Source organism: Tunturiibacter psychrotolerans (assembly GCF_051013365.1).
Lineage (GTDB): Bacteria > Acidobacteriota > Terriglobia > Terriglobales > Acidobacteriaceae > Edaphobacter > Edaphobacter psychrotolerans_A.
The window spans coordinates 4762861-4782570 of the sequence record NZ_CP132941.1 but is presented as its reverse complement, the minus strand read 5'-3'; the positions used below and the strand labels follow the sequence as shown (position 1 = coordinate 4782570).

The window sequence follows — 19710 nt, the reverse complement described above, 5'->3', positions numbered from 1 at the left end:
GTCACAGCGTGGGATCGACGCGATGCTCTGCGTAGGACGGAATGAGGATGTCCCGGCCGATGTAGACGCGGGCGCGAGAGCCTTCCTTGAGGGTGATGATGGGCAGGCGGTTGAGGAAGTGGTTGAGCACCTGCTCGCCCTCCGTGGCAGACTGCCCGGAGATGCCGTTGCGTATCTCCGTGGACGGCGACAGGACACTCCCGTTGTTCCCGATCTGCGCGAGTCCGCCCAACCCGCCAACCGCTGCGGCAGCGGCGAACGCCTGGAGATAGCCGTGATCTACATTCGTCGCAAGGCCGGTCGTTCCCAGAGGGTCGAGCCCGATGTACTTGTCGAAGTCGAGCGAGAAACCATCCGGGCACACGGCACGATGGAAGGTTACGAACATCTTCCTCTGCTGGGCGTTGCCCACGCTCTGCACGTTCCCAATGAGCCGCGTTCCTTGCGGCATGAGGAGTTGCTGGTGGTCGTGCGAGTAGTAGTCGGTCGTGAGCATGATGAGGATCGGCCCACTCAACCCGCCGTCAATGTGATTGGTGACAACCCCCTCAAGTACCGTTCCCTCGAAGACGCGGTAGAGCCGTCCCTGATAGCCATCGAAGTCGTAGCCGGTCATTGGATCGGTCTTACCGTTACTCTTTGGCTGCTGATCCGCTGCGGTCTGCGCGTTCGGCTGCTTTCTACCGTCCCCAGCATCGGGAGCGGACGATGCAACGGTCTCCGTGGAGGACTTCGGGGTCAGCTCCTCGCGTTCGCCCAACACAGCGGTAGTTTGGGTGGGCGCACCGGTCGGCGCGGCTGGGTGCGCGAAGTCGATGGCAACGGTATCGCTGCTGAGAGCGTCCTGATGCAGCTTTTCCCGCACCAACGCCTTCTGCTTGGTCTCGGCCTGCGCCTGAGAGACATTGGAGGTCTGCTTGGGCGCATTGGGACTGTCGCCATAGATCGCATTGCGCTGCGCGGCGGTCATCGGAGCGGTTCCGGCAGCTTCAGGGCCAGGTACAGCCTGTTCGGCCTGGAGTTGCTGCTGCAAGGCAGCAAGCTCCTGCTGGTGCTGGCGGTCGTCGGCGTCGCGTCGCGCCTGCATCTGCTGCTGCGACTCGAAGCTGTTCACCTGCTGCGGATTCGCCGACGCAGGCCGCATGGGCAGCGCACTGGCTGGCGCGGCCTTCTTGTTGCCGCTGACCAGACTGGAGAGGTTCGCTATACCGATGAGGGCAACGATGGCGATCAACGCGACGATGACTGGAGTGCTCTTCTTCAACGGTGATGTTGCCTCTGGCTGCTGCGGGACGGTTGCGGGCTGATTTGGATTCGTCTCGGGCATGGTTACTCCTTCCCGTCGATGCGGTGGAACTCCACCTTTTGCTTGCCGATGGTGAGATACCCGTTATCGAGTTGCTTGGGCACCGTGTACAGGCCGGCGTTGTAGTCAAAGTTGATGAGCGACCCCTTCTTGTCCTTCAGTTCGTACAGCGCCGGGGTCTCCTGGAACTGGCCGCGCAGGTAAGTGAACTTGTCGTCGTGCCAAATCTGTTGCAGGCCGAGTTGCTTACCCTTCTTTTGGTCCCAGCTGTAATCGAAGTGCAAGCTGCCGGGATACTGGTTCCGATAGGTCTCGGCTTTGCTTTCCTCCGCCTTCACTTCGGCGGTCTGTGCGGCCTTTGCAGCGACGGCCTCCTGCTTGGCCTTATCCAGCTCCGCGGCGGGGACGAAGACCGGCATGTCCGTGAGTCGGTCCTTTGCCGCCTTGTCTCCGGGGACGATGAACACTTTGGAGTCGAAGTGCGCGTCCGCGTCACCGGAGATCTCCTGAAGCTGCAACGTGTATTCGTTGCCGTGGTCGGAGACGATGTGGATGTCCGTGGTCGTGTTCGCCAGTTTTGGCTTCACGCTGATAAAGCGGCTGGCGACATGGCCGCCGTCGAACACCCAGTCCACGGTGTCTCCACCGAAGACGGTCGCAATCTTCTCCTCGACCGGAAGCAGAATGAGCGTCGATTGCAGCAGGCCGGCGCGGATCACCGGGGGCGTCTCGGCTTCGGAGACGGTGACGGAACGCGGAGCGTTCGGTTGCAGGCGATGCGGTTCGGGCGGCGTACTCGCGTTTGCGGAGGCGGTTGCAAGGGCGAGTCCAAAGGAAACGAAGACAACGATGGGCGGCTTCACAGGTGAGGTCCTTTCGGTTGGTTGGAAATGGTTAGGCAGTCTCACCCTGGGCAAAGCGGGAGATGCCCTCGGAGAGTCCGTATTTTTCGATCAGTTTGGTCCGGCGTACTCGGTCCTTCGGCTTAGTCGAAAAGGTTGCGTAGCTGCGGCTGTCGAGATTGAGGGTGACGACCTTCGTCAGCCCATCGCGCCGCATGTAAAGTCCTTCGCGATCCTGCAAGCTCTCGAAGAGAGCGAGCTGCTGCTCGTTCATCTTGAAGAGTTCGGCATACCGCTTCCGGTTGAAGGTTGCATCTTTCAGGAACAGGAACGATGTGCAGGAATTCACGATGCTGTCGGCGTTAGCGCCGAGGTCGTCGGCGGACTGGCCGATCATGGTCACGCCGCCAAGGTTCTTGCGGACGGTTTTGATGGAAGCCAGCGCACCATCCAGGAGTTGCTTGTTCTTCATCGAAGAGAAGATCTCTTCGATGAGGATGTGCTTCGGTACTCCGAGATTGGCGGGGTTGTAGAGCACGTCGTTGATGCGGCGTAGCAGCCACACCATCAGCGGCTCGATCAGGTCGGCGTACTGCTCGTTGTTCACTCCCTGGAAGTCGAAGCACTGGAGCCGCGAAAGCGATAGGCTGTCTTCTACGTTGTCGAAGACGGCGTTGTAGATGCCCTTGCCAACCCACTTCGACAGATACCGATCGAGCTTCTTCGGCAGGAATAGATTGGACAGTCTCCGGTTTGCCTGGTCGAGCAGGTACATATCCTGCACGGCCTTATGGATCACGTCATCGTCTTCCGGCTCCAGCTCGGCGCCGCCGTTGGTAAGTAAGAGCTTCACGAACGAGTACAGGAACTTGATGTTGTTTTCGGTCGGCTCCAGAGCGAATGGGTTAACCCGTGGGCCGTCTTTGCCGACCCGGTCAACACGCCCACCGTACAGCTCGACGACACTCTCATAGCTGCCGCCGATGTCGAAGATGTAGGTAAACCCGCCGTACTTCTGTTCCAGCGAGATGATCTGGTTCCCATGCACGGACTTCCCGGTCCCTGTAGGCCCGATGATGAGCATGACCCGCACGCCGTCCACATACACGTCCTGAAAGAAGGGCGTCCGTGTGCGTGTCTCGAAGATATTGAGATACTCGGAGTCCAAGTCCTCTGAATGCGGGTGTCCGATGTGTGGGGCGAACACAGAGGAGAGGCGAGCATGATGGTCCTCGGCGAGCCAGAGTGGGAAGACATTGAACTTGTGATTGCCGGGGAACATCGCATAGAACGCGGACAGATTGCCAAGCGACTCCTCCATCACCTGGGCCCGAGCATCTACAAACACCCGATGGACAGTGGGAACGATGTCCCGTAGTTGCTCCGGGCTGCGGGCAGCCAAGAGCAGGCGAAGCGAGAACTCACCCTGCGCCTTCTTGTCGAGCGAACGGATGACCTCGCTCAAGTCATCGACGTTGTTGTTTGCAGCCTTCGCACCTGCGCCGGTGTCGAGCGATGCCGCATCCCGTCCACTCATTACTCGCTGCAGCACTCCGACCTTGAAGAACGAAATGAACTTCTCCTGGGCGTCGATCTCGCTACGGGCCGCCGACGTTGACTTCATCCGCCATGTCGAGCAGAGAACGCTATCGCAGTCAAGGGTGAGCAGGCCGGAGAACATGCAGGGCCGCGATGCTTCCGGGGTCGTCTTGAGCGAAAACATTTGGACGCGTCGCTTGCCGACCTGCACATGATCGCTGTGCCACGCGACGGGACTTTTGACGATCTGGCGATCCACTCCGTTGTCGCCTCGAAGTTGGTCGCGGCCAGCCCACTCTTCAAGGTTGAATAGGTAGCTGAAGAACTGGAATGCGTCCGCCTTACCCATGAGTCGCAAGCCGAGCGAGCTGCCAAGATGTCCTTCAAGAAGGGTCGCCGTTTTCTCCAGGTCCGAGAGCATCCGGGAGGTATCGACAGCGTTCTCGTCCGGCTTCCGCTCGAAGGCTTTGACCTGGGACGGCTCCAGTGTCAGACACCAGTGGAGGTCGATCCGACGGAACGCCGCGTTCTTGTTGAGATATGTGAGACGGTCGCTCGCGAACGTGTCGGTAACCTCGTTGAGATACCGCTTCTGCCGGGGGATCTCGAACCCCGACATCACGCGGGTGTACTGGTAGAGGCAAGACCCTTCGGGCAGCCCGCGAAGAGCGCCTTCGATTTGCCGAACGCGGGACTCAAGCTCCCGGTCGGTCAGGCCCTCTTCGTCCAAGCCGGTGAGAGAGAACAAGCAACCGTAGCCGCCACCCTTCAGCGAGAAGATGCTTGGCCCGACGAAGCGGGAGATCGGGACGATGCTACAGGCCGCTCCCGCCTTCGCGAACCACGGGGTATGTTTGAGTTGTTCAGCGTTTGCGCGGGTCATAGTAGCTCTTCTGACTGAGGCTCAGGCCCCAGAGTTGGAACATCTTTGGGTGTTTTCGGACGATCAGCCAAGCGCCGCCCGCCATCATTGGAAAGCTCAGGATCGCCAGCATTCGGAACCCGACGAGGAAAACCGTTACCGTGACGAATACGATCGCCATCCATGCTGAGAGGTCGAGGCCAAGTTTGGCCCTTGGCCGGTTCAGCGCCTGATTGATTGGTAACGGTTCTCCCCGCTTGGTCATGGCAACTCACCTCTACATCGACTGCCCAGTAAGTGAGCCAATCCATCCCGCACCCCATCCGAGCACGCCTGCACCGAACAGCGCACCGAAGAGACCCGGAATGGCATCCTGAAAGCGACCGCTCATCATCCGAATGCCGGCGAAGATCAGACCGCCGAAACAGATGACAGCGCCCGCGTAGACAGCGAACGTCTTGAACGTCCCCATGAGTGTCTGAGCCCCGGAGAAATCCATCGTTCCCTGGGCATGAGCAACGCTCGAAATGGCGAGCGCAAACAAGGCGGGAGCCATCACGCGAGCAGCGTGGGCAATTGATTGCTTTGAAAACGGTGAAGCCTTGCGATTGGCGAGGCGATTTGGGCGGCGTGCAGCACTGCTTTGGCGGATCATTGGCTACCTCCAGCAACGGTGAATTCAGTTGCGATAGCCAGACCCTAGTAGCTGCTCAAGCCCTCCGTCCAATGACTTTTCGGGATTCTCTTATGCGCTGGGCGCATAAGGAGAGGCCGCACGACAGCGCATGTATCGGTATGAACGCGTCTCCTCTGGATTGATCCGACAAGGCGCACGGATTCGCGGCGGCTGTGACTAGCCCATTTCAGTACGAGACGCGGGCTCCTCAATGAGCGCATTGGCCTGTTATCGTTAATCGAGAACCATGGGGCATGGTTGGCCCCAATCATCCTGGTGTTCGTTCATATGCAAACTATGCAAACTAATGAATACTTAAAGCCGACTGGATTAGAAAGTCCTATAACCGCAGTGTCTGTTCTGCTTATAGGGCGTGACGGAAAATCGCCCACCAAGGCGATAGGGAGTGGTGTCTTCGTATCCACCGGCTTGATTATGACGGCTCGGCATGTGGTTGAGGGTTTTTGGGACTACTACGGCGATCCAAAGGTCAAGGCTAAGTTGCGTTCCGAAGGTACAAAAAAAGATGATTTCAGCGTGTACGCTGTGCAATTCCCTGGGAACGGAACTGCCCCCGCCTTATGGGCAACCAAGAATGTTGCATCATGTCCATATTCAGATCTCGCTGTCATTAGTGTTGTGCCTGTTAATGATCTAGCGAAGTCCTACCCATTCCCACTGATGCCGCATATGGATATTTTGCCTCCGGCTGTTGGAGAGGAGGTAGTTGCCTTTGGATATGCCGACACGAGCGTTCTTTCGGAAGATGGAGATACGGTAAAGTTTCAGCCGAAACCGCTTAGCACCATTGGTAAAGTGACAGAGGTTTGGCCCGAGTCGAGGGACAGCTCTTTTCTTCCATTTCCATGCTTTTCTGTGGAGGAGACGGCGTTTATAGGCGGTATGAGTGGTGGCCCAATCTTTAATAAAGCAGGACATCTCTGCGGATTGATTTCTACGGGGTTCGATGGCGCGCCGGTTGTATTTGGGTCTGTGCTATGGCCGATGCTTGGCGTTCCCATTAAGCACGCTCCACCGCCAAACACGACTGTGCATGGGAAGTATCCGATGGCTGATCTGTCTAAACTAGGCCTCATGTTCGTCAATGGATGGGATTACGTGAATGCAAACGTGGAAGAGTTTAGAGATGCAAATGGGGACAGGCGATTACGGTTGAAGCCTCCAATGAAGCCGTGAAGGTTGGATCATCGCGCACTCACAATTCATCGGGGCTTCGATCTCTTGCACGTCGTCAATAAGCGCTAAATCGCCAACGCACTCTTCGAGCGAACCTCGACGGCACGGTGACCGGGTCTACGTGCGCCGCTTTAGCTGCGTTTCAATTCCCGAACACTTCGTCATCAGAATTTCAAAACTCTCCGACGTGCCAACCAAAAGTCCTTCTTCGACCATTCGCTGGTAGTCCTGCCGAAGGGCATCATATCCGGTTCCGCTGGGCAGAAGTGTCAGGCCGCTGTGAACGGCTTGCAGATAGTCGATTCGGTTGCCGCTGGCGTCCTTCTCAACGAAGAAGGCGTTCTTGTGAATGGCAACCGCTTCGGCAACGTCTTGGGCCGCGAGAGCTTCGGGAAGATGTCCGGTTTCTTCCAGCCGGACGAGATCATGGAAATGGCGTGAAAAGCGGTTGCTGAGGCCCTTTTCTCCCTGGACGCAATACACATGGGCAGCAGTCGCTTTCTCCCAGAAGATCCGCGTGAGGTTCATGACGCGAGCTTCAGCGGTCGGGAACGCGACCCCAGATACCAGTCCTTCCATATCGCAGAGAACGGGGATGATGGTACTGGGCTCACCACTGGATCGCGCACCAAACTCAAGTTTTACGCTCGGCAGTGCGTAGCCTGACGCCGGTGCGACCGGCTCGTAGTCGATGAAGATACAGTCTTCCGTGACACGGCTGGATACGTTCTTCCTCCCTTCCAACCCGGCTTGGATGATGGGGTGAGCGTGGTCGCGAAGCCAAGCTGGAAGAAGTTCCCCGCGGATTTCGTCGGACCATTTCTTCTGCTGGCTGCGACTGGGCGGAATCGCGTCGAAGCCACTGGGAGCGCTACGAACCAGTTCAGGAGAAAGTGCTCGAATGTCGTAGGTGAGGTCAACGTCTTCAGAAAAGCGGGTGATGACCTTGTGAGCCTTGGACAAAGCCGTGCCGCCCTTGAAGACGAGATGGGCTCCCAACTCGGACTGAAAGAGCGTGGAAAGCGCCCAAACGACCCAGATGTCCTTCTCCAGCAAGTGGGGTGCGCGGCCAGATGCTTCCGACGCCGCATCAATGGCACTGGCCTGATTCTTTGTGCTCAATTGGAAGTAGCTATCAGGCATCGACGGCACTCCGGCTCAGGGCGCTCGCCATCCAACTCGGAAACCTGGAGACTTGCTGCGCGACCTTCTGGATCTCGGTTCGGGGCACCTTCCCCTCGATCTCCTTCAGAACCGCATGAACTCTCTCAGGGCCGGCCCATGCCAGCGCGCGGACGATCTCTCCGGCGCGTTCCTTGGCAAAGGCGAGTTGCCAGGACGGGACATGAACCAGTTGGATTGCCAGCTTCCCGAGATGGAGCTTGCGACTCCGGCCCGATGTCCAATAGATCATCTGCGTGGGAACCTGGGTGGTGAGTCCAAGCGCGTTCGCGGACGTTGCACCCGAGGGCACAATGGCTTCACCGCGTTGCGCGGATAGCTCCTCGATCAAGCGGTGAGCCGATGGAGCGTGAGTCCCAAACCGGCTTGTCACAGGAGAGAGGTACATGCCCCGGCCAGCTCGGAGGAGCTTGCCGCGCCGTGCAAGCCTGGAGAGCGACTGATCGACAGCCGGGCGCGTGCCGAGATGCAGCAGCATCTTGGCGCTAACCGGCGCTCCCTCGGGGAGTGCGCTCGTCCTTTGGAGAATGGCTTCTGTGAGGCGTTCCATGATTCACCTACTGTTAGAAGTATATGCTTATTTCTGACACTCTGAACAGGAACTACTTTGGGTTGGCAGATCCGATTCCCAAGATTCCCGGGTCTACTCGCCTTGAATCTGGCCGATCTTAACTCCGCTCAATGCCATGCTCCGAAAGGAAGAACTGCCAAAGTGAACTCGGATTGGCCGATGTTGTGGCCGATGTGTGGCCCTGGGTAAGCCGTCCCAACCTTTAATAGCTCGACGCGCTATTAAAGGTTCGCCGAACCGAAAGCTCCGTGTGCGCCCTTCGCGACGGAGAATCCTACGACCTGTATATGGGGAAACCCAACAGTCGAAACGCGCTCCCAACCGGCTCCCATGAGGCTGTCCAATGCGTACTTTTCGATACTTTTAAGTCGCCATTCGTACCGCAAATTCAACAACATACGTGTTCCGGGGGTCGCTCATAACCCAAAGGTCGTAGGTTCAAATCCTACCCCCGCAACCAAAGAACATATTGATATTCAAAGGCTTAGGAGAGTCGACTCCCGAGCCTTTTTTCTTGAATAGCCAATAAGCTGCCAACAACTTCTGCATTCCGCTCATTTTCGAGCTTGCAGCAGCTTCGTTGACGGCCTTCTCAAGCTCCGCACCTATGTGCTGTGCGGCCTCAAGATTCCGTCCCCATTCAGGCTGACCGCCATACACATCCAACGTGAAGGAACCAGTGAGCGCGTGTCCTATCCGCTCTTGGATTGTCTTCAGTGGAACGCGCAGAGCGTCGAGTAAAGCGACGTTGAAATGACGGAAGGCGTGGAATCCTGCCCGCGGTATTTCGAGAGACTGAAGGAAAGGCGTCATCTTCCGAGGACGGTAAACATTCATGTCTCGCGGCGTATCGTTTTTGGATGTAAACAGGAACTCATGCCCCTTGGCTCTCTGCCGTGCGATCTGCTCCCACAGAAGAGAGATAAGCTGCGGTGACAGCGCCACACTCCGAATCGAGTTGTTCGTCTTCGGTGCCTGTTCCTTGCCTAGCCATACTGATTGGTTGACGGTCAGACGTTCTCCGTCGATATCGATCAGCCTTAGCCCTGCGAGTTCGCCTGCCCGTAACCCGGGTTGAACAGCCGCGAACCTTCGACATGTACTCGAGCTGTTCGCTCCTGCAGTTTTCGATTCTCGAGCGCCTCACGCAGGCCTTCCTAGTGCGAAAGATGCCAACGAGACGCTGCATAACGTTTTGTAGCTCATCACGGATGGCGTAGGGGCTTTCACCACCTCCGCGTTCGAATGGTAGAGCATCTGCCTCTCTGCGTCCGCGATCTGCAAAGAATCGATCGTGGGCATTGGGCTCCGTTTGGCGTGCTCCGCAGCCGCGAGTCCCGCTCGTCGGCCAAACACCAATAAATCAGAGAGGGAGTTCTCGCCCAGGCGGTTCGCACCGTGACCCGCAGCCGCTTCTCCGGCAGCAAAAAGTCCCAGGACTGAGTTCTGCGTCATCTCCGCATCTACCCGAATGCCCCCCAATCATGTAGTCACACGTCGGGCCAACCTCCATAGGTCCCTTCGTGATATCAACGTCCGCCAGTTCCAGAAACTGGTGATACATGCTGGGCAGCTTTCGTTTGATGTACTCGGTTGGTTGTGTGAAATGTCTAGGAATGCGCCACCGTGCTCTGTTCCGCGCCCTTCACCCACCTCGGTATAAATCGAACGTGCGACAACGTCGCGGGTTGAAAGGTCGGGCCTCTTGGGATCGTACCGTTCCATAAAGCGCTCGCCATTCTAATTGCGCAAAACTCCGCCCTCGCCGCGCACAGCTTCAGTCACCAGGATTCCTTGCACCCCTCACTTGCCGGAGATTCCAAAGCAAAGTCCGATACCCGGTCACGAAAGCTAACGTTTCAAGACCGTCTCGCGGAAGGGTTCCGAAGTAGATAGGTGTCCATCACCCATCCATTTTTCTCCCGTGCCGCACTGCGGGCTACTTCGATGGCTTCCACTTTTTCGGTAAGTCTTCCAGACAAAAGAATCTCTTTATCGCTACCGACGTATGCTCCCCAATAGATCTCGACATCCTTATCCAGAACTTCCCTGAAAGAACACTTTCCGTCCAACATCACAACCACGTTCTCGGAACTTGCGACTAGCCCAGGTGACAACTGACGACCCGTCGTAATGCAAATCGACTCGCCTATGCCGTTCAGAGTTATCTTGTGGCGCGCCGCCAAGGCCTGGATGCTTGTGATTCCAGGGATAACTTCATGATCGAAATCAACTATTCCACGAGCAATAATGTGATCTATGACTCTAAGAGTACTGTCATATAGTGACGGATCACCCCACACGAGAAACGCGCCACACTCATCCTCTTTTAGCTCTTTTCCAATCAGGTCTTCGTAGATTAGCGCGCGCTCTTGGTGCCATGCCTCGACCCGTACTGTGTAGGAAGCTATCGATGGGTCCCGTTGAGGATCGATGATTTCGATAGTTCGGTAGGATGGATCGTCTATATATCGCTCGCAGATCTCTTTACGGAGGCGCATAAGATCGCTTTTCGCGTCTCCCTTTTTCAAGACAAAAAAGACATCTACCTCATTTAACGCCTTGATGGCCTGCACGGTAATGTGTTCCGGGTTGCCTGATCCGATTCCAATGATGTACAGCTTTCTCATCTAGCTTCCTTCCGCTGTTTCCCATCCTGCACGGCTCGCGTCAAGAGCGCGGTAAGCTCAGTGACAACTTGATCTACGGTCTCAACCGCTGAGGCCGTATGTTTTGTGGGACGTTGCACCATTACTACCGGAATTCCAAGAAGTCGAGCGGCTTCAATTTTGGTGTAGGTTCCTGAGCCACCGCTATTTTTGGAAACGATGTGATCAATTGAGTAATCCCGCAACAATTGCGACTCTTCTTTGAGATCGAAGGGGCCACGCTGGAGAAGAATCTCGTGATGCTGAGGTAACTGCCCAGTCGGCGCCTCAATGGCACGGATCAGAAACCATGCGTCATTGCACGCGGCAAACGAACCTACCTCTTGCCTGCCGATCGAAAGAAAAACCCGTCCCTTCTTTCTATTCACAAATTCAGCCGCGTCGGCGTAAGTTATCACCTCATGCCACAAATCGTTTTTTTGCTTCTGCCATGCAGGACGAACTAAAGCGATGAGCGGTAATCCTAATCGAGCACAAGCCACCTCTGAATTTCGACTAATACCCACGGAGAAGGGATGTGTAGCGTCAACTACCACACTAATGCTCTCCATTATCAGATAAGAGATCAGTCCTTCAATCCCGCCGAATCCTCCGACCCTAACGGCTCCTATGGGATATTTAGGGCAACTTACCCTTCCGGCGAACGATGAAATGAACTCAAGATCATTTCTGCTTGCGAGCTGCGCGGCAAGCTCAGCGGCCTCTCCTGTTCCACCGAGGATCAGTATTCGCGGAACTGCATCTGGAGATCGGCCGAGCCGAGCTTCGATGCCATCGGATATGCGATTTAGTTCGCTCAATTGGGTACTCAGCCTCAATCCCCTATTGTGGAGTCAAGCTCATTGGCAACGGGCACGCTTGAATCACGCTCTCTGGAAGCGGAGTAAAGATAACTCACGCCAAAAGTGGGACCGTTGAGAGATCTTCCAACCAGGATAAGTGCATTTCGGTCTACTCCAGATTTTGCAACAATGTCTCGAATGGTTGATAGAGTTCCCCGCAGAATCATCTCATCCGGCCAACTTGCTCTAAACACGACAACTACTGGACAGTCGGGCCCGTAGAGTGGCAACAACTGCGACGTCACCATGTCGAGGTTCGTAATGGATAAATGAATTGCCATTGTTGCACCCGACTGCCCCAACGTCGCAAGATCTTCTCCAGTCGGCATTGCCGTAGACCGCGTTGAGGTTCGAGTCAAAATCAAAGTTTGCGCAACGTTAGGAAGAGTTAGCTCCTGACATAGAGCAGCGGCAGCAGCAGCAAATGACGGAACCCCAGGAGTGACGTCGTAGGGAATACCAAGCGGTACAAGGCGGCGAATCTGTTCCGCCATTGTGCTCCAGATCGACAGATCCCCTGAATGAATCCGGGCGACGTCAAATCCATTCTCGTGGGCTGCAGAGAGCTCTGCGATGATCTCATCAAGATTCATCTCTGCTGAGTCGACTATGCGAGCGCCAGGTGGGGCATATGAGATCACCTCTTTCGGCACCAAAGAACCCGCATACAAACATACAGGGGAACGGCTGATCAGATCCCTTCCCCGCAACGTAAGAAGATCGGCAGCTCCAGGACCAGCGCCGATAAAATGAACTGTCATGAGAGCACCGCTACTGCACAGGTACAGAAACGTCCTGTTTGGCGAGGCAAAATAAGACGCGCCGCAGGCCCGAGTGAAGCCAACGCCGCTGCTTCCGCAACATTGGCGGTCCCCACTGTTGATGCTGCCAGGAGCGAATGACTTTGGACTCCACGAATATGCGACAGAACGCTTGCCGGAAACAGCACAAGTCGCAGCCCAAGAACTGCTGCAACTGCCTCTGCGATGCTCGAACACCGATCCAACGTTGCAACCACACTATCGGGAGCTATTTCACTCACACATAGCTGAATAAGCTGAATCACATCCGAAGCGACGGCACGAGAAGAACAGCCAATCCCGATTGAACAAGACAAACTCATGACTTCACCACCGCCCATTGGGTAATCGGCATTAGCTGCCGCCAACCTAACGCACTGCCAACCGGCTCAGCGTGGGCAACGAGAATTCGCACAAGCTCTCCGCCGTACAATTTGTGCCACGTTGCTAAAGCCGCCTCGCTCTCAATCGTCACCGCGTTGGCAACAAGTCTTCCGCCCTTGGTAAGTCTATTCCAGCAGGCTTGAAATAGGCCATCCTTGCCGATACCTCCGCCGATGAAGATTGCATCGGGTGCAGTCAAACCATTGAGAGTTTTCGGAACGCTTCCTGCAATGACCTCCAGCCCTGGCACGCCAAGCCGTTTCGCATTCACCAAGATTCGGGCGATTCTATCGCTATTTTTTTCAAATGCAATACATGAACAGGAAGAGTGAGAGCGCATCCATTCAATGCCTATCGTTCCCGAGCCAGCGCCGATATCCCACAGTAGTTGACCAGGCACTGGGGCAAGACGGGCAAGCGTAACAGCACGAACTTCGCGCTTTGTCATTTGGCCGTCTGTTAAAAAGAACTCGTCGGATAGCCCCGGAACAATCGGAAACGACCTAGTTCCGGAATCTAGACTGCAAACGACAGTGATCAAGTTCAAGGCGCCACACCGCTCTGTTGACCACTGCTTTGCCAAATCGTCCCAACGCTTCTCCGCAGTACCACCCAGATATTCGAAAACCGTTAGTTGGCTTGACCCATACCCGCTACTAGTTAGCATGCGCGCGACAGCTGCGGGCGTAGTGCCGTCTTCGGAGTAAATCACCAACCGTTGACCCGGGTGGAGATGTCGGTGCAATTGCTCGATAGGACGGTTTACCAGCGATATCAAGACCGTTTCCTGAATTGGCCAGCCGAGGCGTGCGCACGCAAGGGAGAACGCGGAAACCTGCGGGATAACAAAATATTCGGTTGGCTCCAATTCGCGCGTCAGTGTCACACCGACCCCAAATAACATAGGATCACCACTAGCTAAAACGGAAACTCTATTTCGCCGACGATGGTGCGTCAGAATTTCGTGCACTGCGGCAGACATAGGAGACGGCCAGGCGACCTTTGTCGCGCGGCCCGTCGAAATGTGAGCCAGATGGCGAACTCCACCGTACAGGAATTCGGCAGACTCCACGGCTTCCTTCGCAACCGGGTTGAGGCCCTCCCAGCCATCTTCTCCGATGCCTACGATCGATAACCAGCGCTCATTGCAACCAAACCTCGCAACTTCAGATGGAGTAGTCAGCATCGGTTTACGCCTCATAGCTCCGGGGAGTGTAGATCATCTCCCGATCATTCGAAAGCGCAAGACTGCGAGTTGTCGAGGAACCAACGATAATCAGCGTCTGCATATCAGCTGCGGCCGGATCGAATCGTCCGAGATCTGTGATCACAATCTTCTCATCTGACCTACCAACGGCACGGGCGAGTACAACTGGGGTCTCCGCAGCCCTATAGCCGGCGAGAATCGCCTGTGCCTCTGCTAGTTGCCATTTCCGTTCAGACGAGATTGGGTTATAGATAGCAAGCGCGAAATCAGCGGAAGCCACCGCGTGCAGTCGTTTCACAATTACTTCCCATGGCTTCAAACGATCGGATAGCGAAAGAACACAAAAATCGTGCCCTAGAGGAGCCCCCATTCTCGCAGCGGCCGCTTGCATCGCTGATACCCCGGGAACAATCCTAATATCGAGAGAACGCCATGCCTCGGGCCCTTCATCGACTGACTCCAGTACAGCGGCGCCCATTGCGAAAATACCTGGATCTCCGGACGAAACGACGCAGACACGCCTGCCAGCCTCCGCAAGAGTGAGGGCATGCCGTGCACGCTCCGCCTCCACCTTGTTGTCCGAGCCAAAACGTCGTTGGCCAGATCGAATCGGGACGCGGTCCAGATACCGCTGGTAGCCCACCAAATCAGTCGCTTCCGCTAGTGCTTGATGGGCTTCCGGCGTAATCCATTCATCCGAACCAGGACCCAGTCCGACAACCGTAATCCGGCCTGCGCCTACAGGGTTGCCGACCCGGCTCTGGCGCGAATCTGGAACCAGGATAAGCGAAAAGTAAGGAACGCTTGCCGGATCTACGTCGTTCAGTTTGGTTATCCGTTCTTGACTCATAGTTGCGCGTTCAATGTAAAGGGCCTTATCGAGAACTCCCGCCCTGGATAGCGCATTTTTTACCTTCGAGAAGTTGCGTCCAAGTTTCATGATCGCGAAGGCGTCATATGAATTTAGTCTAGCGGCCAACACATCTTCAGAGAGTGTGGCGGGGAGCAAGGTTAGCTGTGAATCCCTTCGAACAAGAGGGGTCGCTAGCCTCGCCGCGGCGGCCATCACCGATGGTATTCCGGGAATTACTTCGGTGAGAAAGCGGTGAGAAAGTCTGTCGTGAAGATACATAAAAGACCCATAAAGAAAAGGGTCGCCCTCACAAAGAACCGCCACATCGCGCCCAATGGAAAGATGAGCGGCAATCTGCTCAGCCATCCTGTCATAGAACTCTGCGATTATTGCCTCATACTCCCCACTCTGATCTGTTGGCTCGGTTGTGATCGGGTAGATCATCGGTAGCTCAATCTGCTCGATTGTCAACTCTGAACTCACGATGCAGCGGGCATTACTTTGGCCACGCTTGGCCATCGGATAAGCCACCACCTGAGCCTGTCTGATGGTACGCAGGGCCTTAATAGTGATAAGTTCTGGATCGCCAGGTCCAAGTCCCACACCAAATAGTCGGCCTGGCATCGTGCTCTTAATCATTCTTCCTCACTTGCGAGAGCGTTGACGGCGGCTGCCGCGATGGCGCTTCCACCTCGACGACCTCGTATCGTCAAATAAGGAATATTTTGTCTGTTAGCCTCAAGAGCTAATTTGGACTCCGCAGCGCCCACAAAACCAACAGGAACTCCAACGATGAGCGAAGGGGGCGGCGCGCCGTCTTCGAGCATTTCGAGCAAGTGGAACAAAGCGGTCGGTGCGTTGCCGATCACAACAACGGAACCGCATAATTTCTCGCGCCAGAGTTCCACCGCTGCCGCACTTCGGGTCGTTCCGAATTTACTGGCTAGTTCCACAGTACGAGGATCGTTGAGCGTGCAGATCACTTCATTGTCTTTGGGAAGCCTGGACCGCGTGATCCCATTCGCGACCATATTTGCATCACAATAGACGGGCTTTCCTGCAAGGAGTGCCATCTCCCCGGCTTCAGTCGCTGTTGGTGACGCGGCGACATACTGTGGCAGGTCGGTCATTCCACACGCGTGAATCATACGCACCACAACGCGGGCGAGACGAGGGGAAAAAGCAGATAGATCTGATTCCGTCCTAATAATCTCAAAGGATTCTCGATAGATCTCTTCTGCACTTTTTTTATAGGTCATCATCGTGAAGAAACCTCAGAGCGTATTTCCGACCGGGATGCAAGCACCGCGTCTATGGCAGATTCCCGAGAACAATTCGACGCTATAAGACGCCCATCAATCCGCAAGTCGTAACCCGATAAAGTTGCGATTAGCTCGGCTGTAGCACCGTTTCGCATAGCACACTGCTTTTCGCATCCTGAAATGTTGACTGTCCATCCGGGCTTCCCAGAGTGACCAGACAGCAAGCGCGCCAACAGAGACGCGTCATTCCTCACATCAGCCAAGGACGCATCACAACCGGTTCCGGCACAGACAAAGACTCCTCCATATCCGCTTCTGTTATCAAGCCGCAAACCCACAACTTGGAGCCTTGCAGCAACTTGACGAATCGCACATTCGGGGATGGATCCGATTATGATGCCTCGCCACGGTGCCAGTCGAAGATCTCCATCCCATTCCGTTGCGATTGAGGCGATGCACTGCGTCTGCGCTGACGTCAGCCGCCCGAGAGGAACCAAGGGCACCAGGTTTACGAAACCGGGTTGCTTCGTCAAATAAACTCCTACAGGCAACTCGTCCACAAACTTGCAGTCATTGGACGAAGGACAGTCCACCAGAAAGTGAGACAGTTCACTAAGTAGATAGCTCATAGCCTGAGGCATCGATGCAATTTTTCTTGCCCTGGCAGGCGCGTCGAACTTTTTCGAAATTTGGAGGCATACCTGTGCCGCCTCAAGAAGACAGTCAACTGCCTTATCAATCGTTACGCCGAAACCAGAAAAAATACCGCCGATCGCTAGACGAAATAAATGAGAATCGTCGACCGCTATCACTCGCAAGGCCAGATCGTCATTTTCATGGCTAAACCAGCTTCCCCCGCTATCTATAGCAAAGCTGAACTTGGGCGGTAAACCAGCCATCTCTGGGTCTCTGGTAATGCGGCAATCCAGTTCTCGAACAAACGGCCGCGAATCTAAAATCTCGTCGAAGCCTAACCCGGCGAAGGGGTTTGTCACGACGTTGCGAACGCGGTCGTGATTCGGTGAAGGCAGAAAGCCTGCGGAATCAAGCCCCCGAGCCAAATAGCTCAAATTCTGCTTTTGAATGGCCCGCATCTGCAGATTTGAACGTGAAGTAATCTCCACATGCCCATCTGAAAATGCGGCGGACAGTTCGGCAATAGCAGAGAGTTGGCTGGGAACAATCATCCCACCCGGAACTCTGATCCGAGTGAGTAGGCCATCCTTTGCCTGAACCGCGTGAAGAATTCCAGGGCAGAAATTCTCTCCAACTCTCATCGTAGAACTTTCTTTCTTAACTTGCGGTAAAACGGACCGCTCGAGACATTACGTTTTTGGCTATCTAGTCGGTGCGTTCCCATCCGAATGTAGAACCACTACTACTACTGTCCTCGCAGAGGTCTTAGCTTTCAAACCTCCACAGTCACCCCCATAGCCTAGATGGGGAATAACGTTCTTGTCGCCGCAAGAGGAGTGGGGAAACACAGCCTTGAGAGATACGCTGTGGTCACCCGGCCTTTCCCTCGGAGGCGTGTGCAATTCGGCCCATATGGGCAGTGTTTACGGCAGGTTTTCGGACTTACAGGCTGCCTAGTCACTCCAGCTTCCCAGTTCACAACCGAACCAGTGCCAATGTGGAGTTTTCGTTCCTGATTACCGCTGCGGGGCAGTTCCGGGCTCTCACCGGATTCCCTTTCAGCCTGCTTCTAAAAGCAGACACCGGAAACAACTTGAGTATAGACCAGATAAATATTCCTAACAACGTGATCCATCGTCACTAAGCGATAGATCTCAACGCTTTGTCTGCTACGAATCCATTCGTGTTCTGAAGTGGATGGTGGCCCGGGCAGGAGTCCAACCTGCGACCTTCGCGTTAGGAGTGCGATACCGGCGCTTCTAGGGCTTGCGACACATTGCGACAGACTGCTCATGTTCCCCTTCCATTTCAACAATTTACTACCTAATACTTAGACGTTAACAGATGCAATGCGATGCAAGAATAAACATTGTGCCGTATCCCAATTGGGGTTTACTGTATCCCACTTTTGTGACTCGTTCAGTTACTATTATCCGACGGGATAATTCCTATCTAGGAGAATGATGGCACGTAAGGCAGCGTGGGTCGAGGGCGTGTGGGAACGCAAGGATGCGGAGGGTAAGAATAGCGGGTTCTGGTACGGGCGATTCCGCAACAACGGCAAGCTCGTGAGGAAGTCGTTCGGCAGGGATCGCGCTGCCGCGATCGCCTGGGTTGAGAAGTCCAGAACTCTGGTGAGAGATGGGGAAGGAGAGGCTCCACGAAGTGCCAAGCAGCGTCCTCGGACGGCTGCTGAGGTCAAGGACGAAGCCGAACGGGTTCTAATCTCCTCGCTCTGTGACGGTCTGCTGGAACGCATCCAGAAGAACCCGGACGCGTATAAGGACCAGAAGAACCCTCCGCAGCGCCTCTCCTTCATCAAGGACACATTGGGTGACCGAGTGGCTTCGGAGATCCGTCCTCGTGAGATCAAGGACTGGATGCAAGAGATCAAGCGCAAGCCCGGAACCAAGAACCGGTACAAAGCCATGCTGAGTTCCGTCTTCGAGTTCGGCAAAGAACGTGAGCTCCTTTCGACCAATCCCTGTCGCGACGTAAAGCCAGAGAAGGTGGCAAGCCTACCGGTTAGGTGGTTAGACGACGAAGAGGAGACCAGACTCAGGAAGGTCATTCAGGATCAGATCGACGCCTGTGGCCCCCGTAATGAACGGAAGCGCAAGCATCTCCTACACCGTCTCTACGAGCTGGATGTCGCGCTGGGAACCGGGATGCGCAAGGGGGAGCAATACTCGATCACGTGGGACCAGGTATATCTCAATCGTGATGAGATTCGGTTGGACAAGACGAAGAATGGAAGCTCGCGCATAGTTCACATGAACGCTGACGTGAAGGCTGCCATACGTGGACTCAAGAAGATCCAGATGCCCCGCAAAAGGAGATCGAAGGACATGCCTAATCCGTCCGACACGGGCTGCATCTTCTCTGTAGCTGACAGCAAGAAATGGTTTGAGACCTCTGTCAAGATGGCTAATCTTCGACATATCCGCTGGCATGACCTACGCCACACGCACTGCTCGCGTCTGGCTCAAATGGGGGTCACTCAGAGCGTCATCATGGCCTCGGCAGGCCACAAGTCTATCCAGTCCTCAGTGAGGTACATTCACCTCGATAAGGCCGCTATGACGGCCGCTGTGAACTTGCTGAACCGGGTGCTTTAGTTTCCCAGAAGGCCCCTCAGCGTAAGATCGCTGTAGTCCACCGTTCTAACGTTGAGGGGTAAAGTGAAGAAAGTGGTGTTGTTCGCGACTCTGTTGATGGTGTGGTGCGCTTACGAGGCCCATCTTCATCCGTATTCAAGCAGTACAGAGACAGAATCAGCTGGAAGTAAGCCGTCTACCTATCGTGTCCCATCGCCCATACCAGCATCATCACTCAGTGATCCCTCGCTGGCCACAGCACCCACTCTGCAAAACTCTGAAGAC

At 55.3% G+C, this 19710-nt stretch carries 19 protein-coding genes and 1 riboswitch; of the genes, 2 read left to right on the top strand and 17 right to left on the bottom strand.

Annotated features, from left to right (window positions below; genetic code table 11):
* Position 1: 1 nt before the first annotated feature.
* From RBB76_RS20240 to RBB76_RS20220, 5 genes are read right to left on the bottom strand one after another with little or no spacing between them, the layout of a single operon-like run.
* Positions 2-1327, bottom strand: a complete 1326-nt coding sequence (locus RBB76_RS20240; protein ID WP_429629508.1) for a TrbI/VirB10 family protein — start codon at positions 1325-1327, stop codon at positions 2-4.
* Positions 1328-1329: 2 nt separating this feature from the next.
* Entirely contained in the window at positions 1330-2169 is an 840-nt protein-coding gene (locus RBB76_RS20235) for a TrbG/VirB9 family P-type conjugative transfer protein (RefSeq protein WP_429629507.1), read from the bottom strand.
* A gap of 31 nt (positions 2170-2200) precedes the next feature.
* Entirely contained in the window at positions 2201-4570 is a 2370-nt protein-coding gene (locus tag RBB76_RS20230; protein WP_429629506.1) for a VirB4 family type IV secretion system protein, read from the bottom strand.
* Positions 4551-4814 (bottom strand): VirB3 family type IV secretion system protein, encoded by a 264-nt coding sequence (locus tag RBB76_RS20225; protein ID WP_429629505.1) that lies wholly within the window; start codon positions 4812-4814, stop codon positions 4551-4553. Before RBB76_RS20225 ends, RBB76_RS20230 begins: the two co-directional genes overlap by 20 nt.
* A 12-nt stretch (positions 4815-4826) precedes the next feature.
* Positions 4827-5204 carry a hypothetical protein gene (locus RBB76_RS20220; protein WP_429629504.1) on the bottom strand — a complete coding sequence of 126 codons (378 nt, stop codon included), beginning with the start codon at positions 5202-5204 and terminating at the stop codon, positions 4827-4829.
* Positions 5205-5483: 279 nt separating this feature from the next.
* Between RBB76_RS20220 and RBB76_RS20215 the strand changes: the two genes are divergently transcribed.
* Entirely contained in the window at positions 5484-6422 is a 939-nt protein-coding gene (locus RBB76_RS20215; protein WP_433963458.1) for a S1 family peptidase, read from the top strand.
* 117 nt (positions 6423-6539) lie between these two features.
* Here the strand turns inward: RBB76_RS20215 and RBB76_RS20210 are convergent, their stop codons facing one another.
* From RBB76_RS20210 to RBB76_RS20155, 12 genes are all read right to left on the bottom strand, one after another.
* Positions 6540-7478 (bottom strand): nucleotidyl transferase AbiEii/AbiGii toxin family protein, encoded by a 939-nt coding sequence (locus tag RBB76_RS20210; protein WP_429629502.1) that lies wholly within the window; start codon positions 7476-7478, stop codon positions 6540-6542.
* Between the two features lie 79 nt (positions 7479-7557).
* Complete coding sequence (locus tag RBB76_RS20205; protein ID WP_429629501.1) at positions 7558-8154, bottom strand: DUF6088 family protein; 597 nt, start codon at positions 8152-8154, stop codon at positions 7558-7560.
* 459 nt (positions 8155-8613) lie between these two features.
* Positions 8614-9204, bottom strand: coding sequence for a tyrosine-type recombinase/integrase (locus tag RBB76_RS20200; protein WP_429629653.1), 591 nt, complete (start codon positions 9202-9204; stop codon positions 8614-8616).
* Positions 9205-9318: 114 nt separating this feature from the next.
* Positions 9319-9630 carry a hypothetical protein gene (locus tag RBB76_RS20195; protein ID WP_429629500.1) on the bottom strand — a complete coding sequence of 104 codons (312 nt, stop codon included), beginning with the start codon at positions 9628-9630 and terminating at the stop codon, positions 9319-9321.
* A gap of 404 nt (positions 9631-10034) precedes the next feature.
* Positions 10035-10805: a precorrin-6A synthase (deacetylating) gene (gene cobF, locus RBB76_RS20190; RefSeq protein WP_429629499.1), complete on the bottom strand. Its 771-nt coding sequence runs from the start codon at positions 10803-10805 to the stop codon at positions 10035-10037.
* The gene (locus RBB76_RS20185; protein WP_429629498.1) at positions 10802-11644 is read right to left on the bottom strand and encodes a cobalt-precorrin-6A reductase; all 843 of its coding nucleotides are present in this window, start codon (positions 11642-11644) and stop codon (positions 10802-10804) included. The genes cobF and RBB76_RS20185 overlap by 4 nt, the downstream gene beginning before the upstream one ends.
* Before the next feature lie 14 nt (positions 11645-11658).
* Entirely contained in the window at positions 11659-12447 is a 789-nt protein-coding gene (cobM, locus tag RBB76_RS20180; protein ID WP_429629497.1) for a precorrin-4 C(11)-methyltransferase, read from the bottom strand.
* A complete protein-coding gene (locus RBB76_RS20175; RefSeq protein WP_429629496.1) occupies positions 12444-12809 on the bottom strand; it encodes a cobalamin biosynthesis protein in 366 nt (121 codons plus the stop codon). Before RBB76_RS20175 ends, cobM begins: the two co-directional genes overlap by 4 nt.
* Complete coding sequence (cbiE, locus tag RBB76_RS20170) at positions 12806-14056, bottom strand: precorrin-6y C5,15-methyltransferase (decarboxylating) subunit CbiE (RefSeq protein ID WP_429629495.1); 1251 nt, start codon at positions 14054-14056, stop codon at positions 12806-12808. The genes RBB76_RS20175 and cbiE overlap by 4 nt, the downstream gene beginning before the upstream one ends.
* A gap of 4 nt (positions 14057-14060) precedes the next feature.
* Positions 14061-15569: a precorrin-2 C(20)-methyltransferase gene (locus RBB76_RS20165; RefSeq protein WP_429629494.1), complete on the bottom strand. Its 1509-nt coding sequence runs from the start codon at positions 15567-15569 to the stop codon at positions 14061-14063.
* Positions 15566-16189, bottom strand: coding sequence for a precorrin-8X methylmutase (locus RBB76_RS20160; protein WP_429629652.1), 624 nt, complete (start codon positions 16187-16189; stop codon positions 15566-15568). Before RBB76_RS20160 ends, RBB76_RS20165 begins: the two co-directional genes overlap by 4 nt.
* Positions 16189-17469 carry a precorrin-3B synthase gene (locus RBB76_RS20155; RefSeq protein WP_429629493.1) on the bottom strand — a complete coding sequence of 427 codons (1281 nt, stop codon included), beginning with the start codon at positions 17467-17469 and terminating at the stop codon, positions 16189-16191. Before RBB76_RS20155 ends, RBB76_RS20160 begins: the two co-directional genes overlap by 1 nt.
* A gap of 269 nt (positions 17470-17738) precedes the next feature.
* Positions 17739-17930: riboswitch (cobalamin riboswitch) on the bottom strand.
* Positions 17931-18291: 361 nt separating this feature from the next.
* Here RBB76_RS20155 and RBB76_RS20150 point away from each other — a divergent pair.
* Positions 18292-19446, top strand: coding sequence for a tyrosine-type recombinase/integrase (locus RBB76_RS20150; RefSeq protein WP_429629492.1), 1155 nt, complete (start codon positions 18292-18294; stop codon positions 19444-19446).
* Positions 19447-19710 lie beyond the last annotated feature (264 nt).